At 59.6% G+C, this 6916-nt stretch carries 9 protein-coding genes; 3 read left to right on the top strand and 6 right to left on the bottom strand.

Annotation, left to right across the window (positions count from 1 at the left end; all coding sequences use genetic code 11):
- Positions 1 to 1103 (top strand): hypothetical protein (locus tag ACETWG_01595; protein ID MFB0515279.1); only part of this gene is annotated, 1103 nt, incomplete at its 5' end.
- A gap of 59 nt (positions 1104 to 1162) precedes the next feature.
- On the opposite strand, the gene ACETWG_01590 is transcribed toward ACETWG_01595, so the two are convergent.
- Positions 1163 to 2035, bottom strand: a complete 873-nt coding sequence (locus ACETWG_01590; GenBank protein ID MFB0515278.1) for a hypothetical protein — start codon at positions 2033 to 2035, stop codon at positions 1163 to 1165.
- Between the two features lie 164 nt (positions 2036 to 2199).
- On the opposite strand from ACETWG_01590, the gene ACETWG_01585 reads away from it, so the two are divergent.
- Both ACETWG_01585 and ACETWG_01580 read left to right on the top strand, forming a co-directional pair.
- Positions 2200 to 2997 carry a class I SAM-dependent methyltransferase gene (locus ACETWG_01585; GenBank protein MFB0515277.1) on the top strand — a complete coding sequence of 266 codons (798 nt, stop codon included), beginning with the start codon at positions 2200 to 2202 and terminating at the stop codon, positions 2995 to 2997.
- A 29-nt stretch (positions 2998 to 3026) separates the two neighbouring features.
- On the top strand, positions 3027 to 3674 hold the full coding sequence (locus ACETWG_01580) for an HAD family hydrolase (GenBank protein MFB0515276.1): 648 nt from the start codon (positions 3027 to 3029) through the stop codon (positions 3672 to 3674).
- A 24-nt stretch (positions 3675 to 3698) separates the two neighbouring features.
- Here the strand turns inward: ACETWG_01580 and ACETWG_01575 are convergent, their stop codons facing one another.
- The 5 genes from ACETWG_01575 to ACETWG_01555 all read right to left on the bottom strand — a co-directional run bounded on the left by ACETWG_01575 (position 3699) and on the right by ACETWG_01555 (position 6719).
- Positions 3699 to 4559, bottom strand: a complete 861-nt coding sequence (locus ACETWG_01575) for a hypothetical protein (GenBank protein MFB0515275.1) — start codon at positions 4557 to 4559, stop codon at positions 3699 to 3701.
- Positions 4556 to 4879: a hypothetical protein gene (locus ACETWG_01570; GenBank protein MFB0515274.1), complete on the bottom strand. Its 324-nt coding sequence runs from the start codon at positions 4877 to 4879 to the stop codon at positions 4556 to 4558. Before ACETWG_01570 ends, ACETWG_01575 begins: the two co-directional genes overlap by 4 nt.
- Positions 4876 to 5646 (bottom strand): endonuclease/exonuclease/phosphatase family protein, encoded by a 771-nt coding sequence (locus ACETWG_01565; protein MFB0515273.1) that lies wholly within the window; start codon positions 5644 to 5646, stop codon positions 4876 to 4878. The genes ACETWG_01570 and ACETWG_01565 overlap by 4 nt, the downstream gene beginning before the upstream one ends.
- Complete coding sequence (gene yidD, locus ACETWG_01560; protein ID MFB0515272.1) at positions 5633 to 6334, bottom strand: membrane protein insertion efficiency factor YidD; 702 nt, start codon at positions 6332 to 6334, stop codon at positions 5633 to 5635. The genes ACETWG_01565 and yidD overlap by 14 nt, the downstream gene beginning before the upstream one ends.
- Positions 6335 to 6431: 97 nt before the next feature.
- On the bottom strand, positions 6432 to 6719 hold the full coding sequence (locus ACETWG_01555; protein MFB0515271.1) for a hypothetical protein: 288 nt from the start codon (positions 6717 to 6719) through the stop codon (positions 6432 to 6434).
- Positions 6720 to 6916 lie beyond the last annotated feature (197 nt).

The raw sequence follows: 6916 nt of genomic DNA, 5'->3' as shown, positions 1-6916 counted from the left end.
ACGAGGAGCGAGCATTATTCGAGCCCGGTGTTGCGCTAGTCGCAGAAACGGAAACCGTAAGTGAGGTCATTGATACCATAGCGGTGGTAAAGAGAGCTGAAGAAGCACCTGTTGAACCGGGCACCGCGGCACCTGAAGCGACCGAACAGTTAGAAGAGGACCTGGAGGCGGGGTCGAGAAAGGCTCAAATCCTGGAGGCCGAACCGGTTTTACCGGGTAGTATTCCCTCAGAGGGGGAGGCTGAGCCGGGGGCAGGGCTTGAAACGGCGGTCCCGGAGGATGAAGAGCAGGCTGAGGAATTTGAGCCGGGGACGGCGGCCATCGAAAGGGAAGGGCTAGACGAAGCGGGCCTGGCCATTGAAGAGAAGGCGGAGGAGCCGACCTGGCCGGGTGAGGTGCCAGCCACGGAAGCGGAGAAGAGGGAGCGCGAGACGCTCGATAAGGAGACCTTGAAAGAGAAAGACCTGGCGGAGGAAAGCGTTTTGCCAGGCGAAGAGGTTGTCCGCGAAAAAGTCGAACTGGAGGCCGGATCTATCACCAGGGTAAGGAAGGAAGATAAGGATTTAGAGCGGGAGCCCTTTGAGCCCGGAGAGCTGGCGGCAGCGGCTGAGGAGGCCGAACCTGAGGCGGAGCCGGAAACGCAACCAGTTGCGGGGGAAGCGAAGGCAGCCGAGCCCTATCATCCTGACGTGGTGTCATTGGAAAAGGAAGCCGAACAGGAGCGGGAGGTTTTAGACCGGGCGGCCCACGACGGGGAGGATCTGGCCGGAGAGCGGTTTGGGCCCAGCATCACCGCACCCCAGGTGGAGCGTCCACCCGAAACGTCCCTGGAGCGGGAGACGCCAACAGCAGAGGAATGGGGTCCGGAGGAAGAGGAGCTGGCCGTGGAGGCGGCCGAAGCAGCCGCAGGCAGGGGGCCACTCTGGATCGATCCGCAACTGGCTACTTTCACTCTAGCGACAATCTATAAGGTCCAGGGCCTGTATCAACAAGCCCTCCAGGTACTGGACATGCTGGAAGCCAAGGGGGCCGACGCTGAGCGCATCCAGGCTGAGCGCGAAGCTATCACCCAGCTAATGGCGACTGGTACTCAGTCCGACTGAATGTTCTCACGAGCGGCAAGTTCCACTGACCTGCCGGTAGGGGGTCGATTCAGCCCGGTCTAGGAGGGCACGGGAGTGTTTTCAGGAACCGGCTCTTCCGCAGCCTGGGAGGCCCATTGCTGATTTACTTCGCCGTCCTGGGTGTCAGCGGCGGCTGGTACACCGGCATCAGGGGTGGAGAGCTCCGTGGTGACATCCCTGATCTCCAGATGGAAGCTCCCCACCCTCATGCTGGCCTCAGTCACTGAAACGCCTCTGATTTCCTGACGCTCCGGGGCCAGGATCACCACATCCTCATTATTATCCAGCAACTGCTTGAGGCGGGCGAGCATGATGGTCAGCTCGATCAGTGCCATGAGGTCGTGGGCCAGCCGGCCATTGTCCAAGGCAAAAATCTCGCGAAAGTCTTTATAATCGAGCACCACGCCACCCAAGACCCGGTCGTCATCAGCGGCGATCTCGTTGATACTTTGCATCAGCCGGCGGACGAGCGATAGAATATCCTCTTTGTAGGTAAACGGAGTCACGGTTTTGCGGCTGACCTGGGAGACGCTGACATTGAGATCGGCTTCGAAGGTACGCACCTCCGACCGACCGTCGACGGCCACTTCCTGCTGGAAAATGAAGTGCCACGAAAGGTTCAACGACTCGGTTTCTTCGGAATAGTAGCCCGATACCGAAAGGCGCTCGACGGAGCTGGAAGTAAACTCCAGGTTGAAGTCCATGCTAGCAGCTACCGCTTCCACTGAGGAGGCGCTAAAGTCCAGGCCTTCTTCGGAAAGCAGGACCGCCAGGGGGGAAAGATCAGCAGATACGTCGGTCTGGTCCTGGCTAACCAGGGTTGTCTCCCTTCTGCTGGAAGGCAAGGGTGGCTTGTGCCCGGCAGTGAACAGGGCAGACCCCACCTGAGGGCTGTAAACCGGTGTAATCATCTCAGCAACCAGACCTCTCTATTACCGGTATCGGCAGCTTTTGCCAATTATTAATAGTAACAGCCATAAAAATTGAGATTTATAGCCCGGGACGGTGAAAATTGCCCCGACGGGCCCTCCTACTGTCCCACCAATAGCATCTCAAGGCTTATATTTATGCTGCTATGTCAGACCTATCCAGCGGGTGTGAGCTGCCTATCTATCGGGATGCCGTCCGGTACGATGCCGAGCACTGGTGGAAGATCAACGATCTAGCCTTCTGGGAGGCCCTGGCCAGGGAGTATGGGCCGCGGGTGCTGGAATTGGCGGCCGGTACGGGCCGGCTGGCGCTGCCGGTGTTGAAGACCAAGGCCAGATATACCGGGATCGAGATTTCGGAAGCCTTTCTGCAGCGGGCCCGCGACAAGCTGGCTCCCTTCGGCAGGCGGGTCCGCCTGGTCCGGGGCGACATCCGCAACTTTCACCTGGACGAGACCTTTGACCTGATCTTCATCGGCTTCAATTCCTTCCTGCATTTACTCACGGATGAGGATGCCCTGGCCGCCCTGGGCTGTGTGCGGGAGCATTGCCACGAGAGCACCCGCTTCGTTATAGATATCTTCGTCCCTGATCCGCTGTTTCTGTACCATCCGGAGTGCCAGCGGGTCCCGGCCAAGGCCTACGCCGACCCAGGGACCGGGGCGACGGTCAATGTCGAGGAGAGCAACAGCTACGATCCGGAGACCGAGCTGAATCACCTGCGGTGGTATTATTCCACGTCCGAGAAGAAAGACTTTCTGGTCATCGACTTCACCCTGCGCATGTATTACCCCGATACCATGGACCGTCTGCTCCACGATACCGGATTCCGGGTGATCGAAAAATGGGGTGACTATAAGCGGACGCCGCTCAATCCGGACAGTGAGCTGCAGATTTACGTGGCCCTGTTGGGCGGCCGGCGGCTGCCGCCTGAGCAGGCCTGAGGGAAAATCGAGCGACGGAATGATCCGCAATGCCTGATCCACCAGCGACTGCCAGTATCATCTTTTTCGACATCGGGAGTGTCCTGGTGGAGGTAAATGAGCGGGGTGGCCTGGCTGAGATCGTCCGCCTGACCGGCCTGGCCCCCGAATGGCTAGGCACCCGGATGGGAAGCGAGGCCCTCTATACCCTGGAGCGGGGCAAGATCACCCTGCGGGATTATTACAGCGCCGTTTTCGAAGATGCCCCAACAGAGAAACCGCTATCCTACGCGGCTTTCGAGCGCTTCTGGCTGGGACTGCTGAAGAGTGAAATGCCCGCCGCCGGACTTTTGCCGGCCCTGAGAAAGCAGGCCCGGGTGTGGCTGCTGACTAACAGCAATCACATACACATCGACTATCTGCGGAAGAATTACCCGTTCATGTCGCAGGTAGACGGTGTGATCTGCTCCTACGAGGTAGGTTACCGCAAACCGGAAAGGGAGATATTTCGTTATGCTCTGCGCGTAACGGGCACCCCGGCGGGGCAGGCCTTGTTCGTGGATGACAAGCGGGACAACGTAGCGGCGGCCCGGGAACTGGGTATTCGGGCCCATCAATACATTGACCTGGCGGGTCTGGTTACCTTTCTGGCGGCTAATGGGCTGGAGGTACGCCCAATACAGGACCCAGGGATTTGACCTGATGCATAGATGTCAGGAAGATCACTTCCTGACCCGTCGCTGCCGGGCCCACTGCAGGTCGATGATGGGGAAGGGCAGCTTGCGCCAGTCGGGACCAAAGGCCAGGGGGAAGGGCATTAGCTGCCAGTGGGTTCCAAACGGGTAGTCCGCATAGGTCAACAGATACCCGATGAGGAGCCGGAAGCGGCCGTTTTTACGCCAGCTGAGCCAGCCCCCGAGCTCGAAGGCGAAGGCCTCTTCCGCACCCGGAATCATCAACATATTCCCATCAACGGAAAAGGTCCACTTTCCGGAAAGGTCCCCCCGCAAGTTCAGCCCCAGGTTCAGTTGATAGCCGTGGTAATACAGGGCCATGCGGGGGTAAACCAGGGGGAGGTCGATGCTGGCGCGCTGATCCAGTTCGCCGGATTTGACAGCCAGGCCCACCCCGCCCCGGCCGGTCAGTTGGAGGAAGGGATTCAGCGCCCTGGTGGCCAGCAGCTCACCGCGCGCGGCCAGGATGGGGGGAATGTCGGCGATATCGCCTTCGGGCGAGATCAGGCCGCCGATATCCGGCCGCCTGACGAGCCGCAGTAACGGTGTGGGGTAGTGGAAGCTGTAGCGTGAGGCCAGATTCCAGCCGTGCCACTGGCGGTGGGCCACTTTGACCTGAAAATTAGGCAGTACCATACCGAGCAGGGGATGAACGGCCCACTCCAGGCGATCCGTCTGCCCATAGCGCAGGGGTTGAAACAGCCCTTTTTCCCAGCGTCCCCTGGGCAGGGTGCAGGCGGTGCCGGCAGACCAGGGGCCATCATGCGCCGGCAGGGCGGCAGGTGGCAGAGCCAGCCACAGGCCAAGCAGCACGACATACCAATCCAATCGCTGAGGCATGGTTTTCACGGGAGCGTTATCCGAACGGAAACGGGACAGTGGTCGGAGAGGGTTCTTCCCGGGGAGGCGATGTCCTGGTGGGTACTATCGGAACCGGGGACCCAGGCCAGATTGGTGAAGAGATAATCGAGTTTGCGGGTGAAGCCGAGTGAATCGGGCTTGTCACCGAAGCTGAAATAGCGAGCCTGCCGGGCGGGCTGTTGATATTTTTCCAGGGCGACGGCGGGTTGATAGTCGGCATAGAGCTCATCCAGCCAGCCTATTTCCTGACTATAATCGCCGCCCTCAAAGTCCCCGCCTTCGCACTTCGAGTCGGGGAAGTCCTTCACTTTAATGGTGCCGGGGGGAGCGTATTGAAATCGCCGCCGGCCACAAACAGGCCGCCTCCGGCGTCGATTAGATCCAGCTCCGCCTTGAAGCGGTCGATGTGTTTCACCTTGGTTTCGGCCTGCCAGGCGGAGGTGTGGACATTGACGAGGTAGAAATCGTCCCGGCCCGGGAGCTGCAGATTGGCCTTGACGATGCAGCGCCGCAGGTAAAAGTATTTCGTAACAGCGTCCTGATCGGTCCGCAGGGCCAGGGCGATGCGTTCGGCCTCGCCCAAAGGCCAGCGCGCCAGGATGGCAGGGCCGATATCGGTGCGCCCCAGTCCGTCCGACGGGGCAAACTGGGTCCGCCACATGGAGGCGTACACCCCATAGTTCAAGGCGGTGTTATCCAGCAGATACTGCATCTGGTCCACATAGGCAGAGCGCTTGGAATCCACGTCTACTTCCTGCAGCAGGAGGATGTCCGGGTCCACGGCGCGGATCTTCTCCGCCAGCACTTCCAGATTGCCCAGCACCTCGTCCTCGGTCATCAAGACCCGGTCGTCGTAGCAGGCCCACCAGAAGTCGATGGCCCCACCGCCATACTTGATATTCCAGGTCATGACCGTGAGGGTATCCTTCGAAGCGGGCGGATCAATCTTGGCCGCCTGGTAATACTGCGGCTGCTCCACGTCGTCGAAGATGGTGACGATCGGGTCACAGCCCCAGCCTCCGATGCCCAGCAGCGCCACACCGGCAGCGGTCGCGAAGGAGCTAATCCTGGGCACAGTCTATCAGCTCCCCGTATTCTTCCGGCGCTGGCTGCGATAGACGGCTGACGGATTCGACTTTCTGCTTCGCATAGTCATGAGGATAGTACTCAGTAGCACTCTTGATATCGGCCAGCCAGAATATAACAGATAAAATTCCCAGACACCCGGCCCGAATTGGCTTCTGTTCCCGGTTCATGCGGTGGGCGGATACCGCGAGCGAAGTAATCATCAAGCAGCTCACCAGGCCATCGCCGGTCCGGCCGGCCCGGACACGGCCAAAGCCGGGAAGCAGTAACAGGGGCGCATCCAGCCGCAACTTGCGGGACTCCAGAACAGCAGGCACCGGGTCCAGAAGGGGACCGTCATCGCTGAAAGGGCTGGCATGACTGCGAAGATGGTAGTGGAAGGCCCAGGGATTGCAGCGCACGATCCGGTCGGCGCCCAGGATCAGACCCCCAGCCACCCCGTGCCGGGAAATAGATTCGACCATGAAGCTCGAGCAGCTGGGTTCAAACTGGCAGTTCAGCAGCGGGACCTTGTAGGACAGCCGCTGGTAGAGGATTATCGGCGCGATGAAGATTCTTTTTGAGAGCGGCAGGGTAGTATCATAAAGGAGGGTATCAGCGGGTGCCGGCCGTCCGTGCAAGACGACGCCTAGAGACAGAAACAATACCGCTCTTGCTGATGGTAACCGAAAAAGCATTGCTTTCTCCTTAGTATTCACGCTCCGCTTGTGATCCAGTAAAGCATCACATACGGCACCGGATAACGGCGGGCCTGGCTCCCTGGAGCCCGTATTTTTAGGAGGCCATAGCAACCAACAACAACAAGCCAAGGCCAGTCGCGCAGGCCACACCTATCATCCCATTATATATGCTTTTTCTTCTCAATACCCGTGTCTGATCCCGGTAGGCCTGGCGGTATTTTTCGCGCAGCTGGGGGTTTGCCTGCTCCAGCTCCGGCGGCATAGGTATGGCAGTAGCCGTGCTGGCCAGGATTTCAGCCACGCCAACTCCACCCACACCGGCACCAATGATGAAACCACCAAGATTTTCAAAGAGGCCGGCGCCTACGATTCCCCCCAGCACGATACTGCCGCACCCTAGCAGACCGCCACCAACCTGCCAGATGCCGCGTTCGTGGTGCTTGGCAGCCTCGGCTACGGCCAGTTTTATGACTTCCGCTACGGTCTCAAAGCGGGTACTTCAGCCGGAGCTAATGCGGGCCTTTTGGCAGCAGACGGGAACGGCAGCGGTTCACCGGTCGCGGGATCAAAGCGCAATTG

The organism is Candidatus Neomarinimicrobiota bacterium (assembly GCA_041862535.1).
Classification (GTDB): Bacteria; Fidelibacterota; Marinisomatia; order SCGC-AAA003-L08; family TS1B11.
The sequence above is the reverse complement of the archived record's forward strand: the minus strand, read 5'-3'. Positions and strand labels throughout refer to the sequence as shown.

Excerpts from the sequence above, each read along its gene's own strand:
- ACETWG_01585 (MFB0515277.1), top strand. The coding sequence starts at position 2,200 with ATGTCAGACCTATCCAGCGGGTGTGAGCTGCCTATCTATCGGGATGCC.
- ACETWG_01590 (MFB0515278.1), bottom strand. The coding sequence starts at position 2,035 with ATGATTACACCGGTTTACAGCCCTCAGGTGGGGTCTGCCCTGTTCACT.
- ACETWG_01580 (MFB0515276.1), top strand. The coding sequence starts at position 3,027 with ATGCCTGATCCACCAGCGACTGCCAGTATCATCTTTTTCGACATCGGG.
- yidD (MFB0515272.1), bottom strand. The coding sequence starts at position 6,334 with ATGCTTTTTCGGTTACCATCAGCAAGAGCGGTATTGTTTCTGTCTCTA.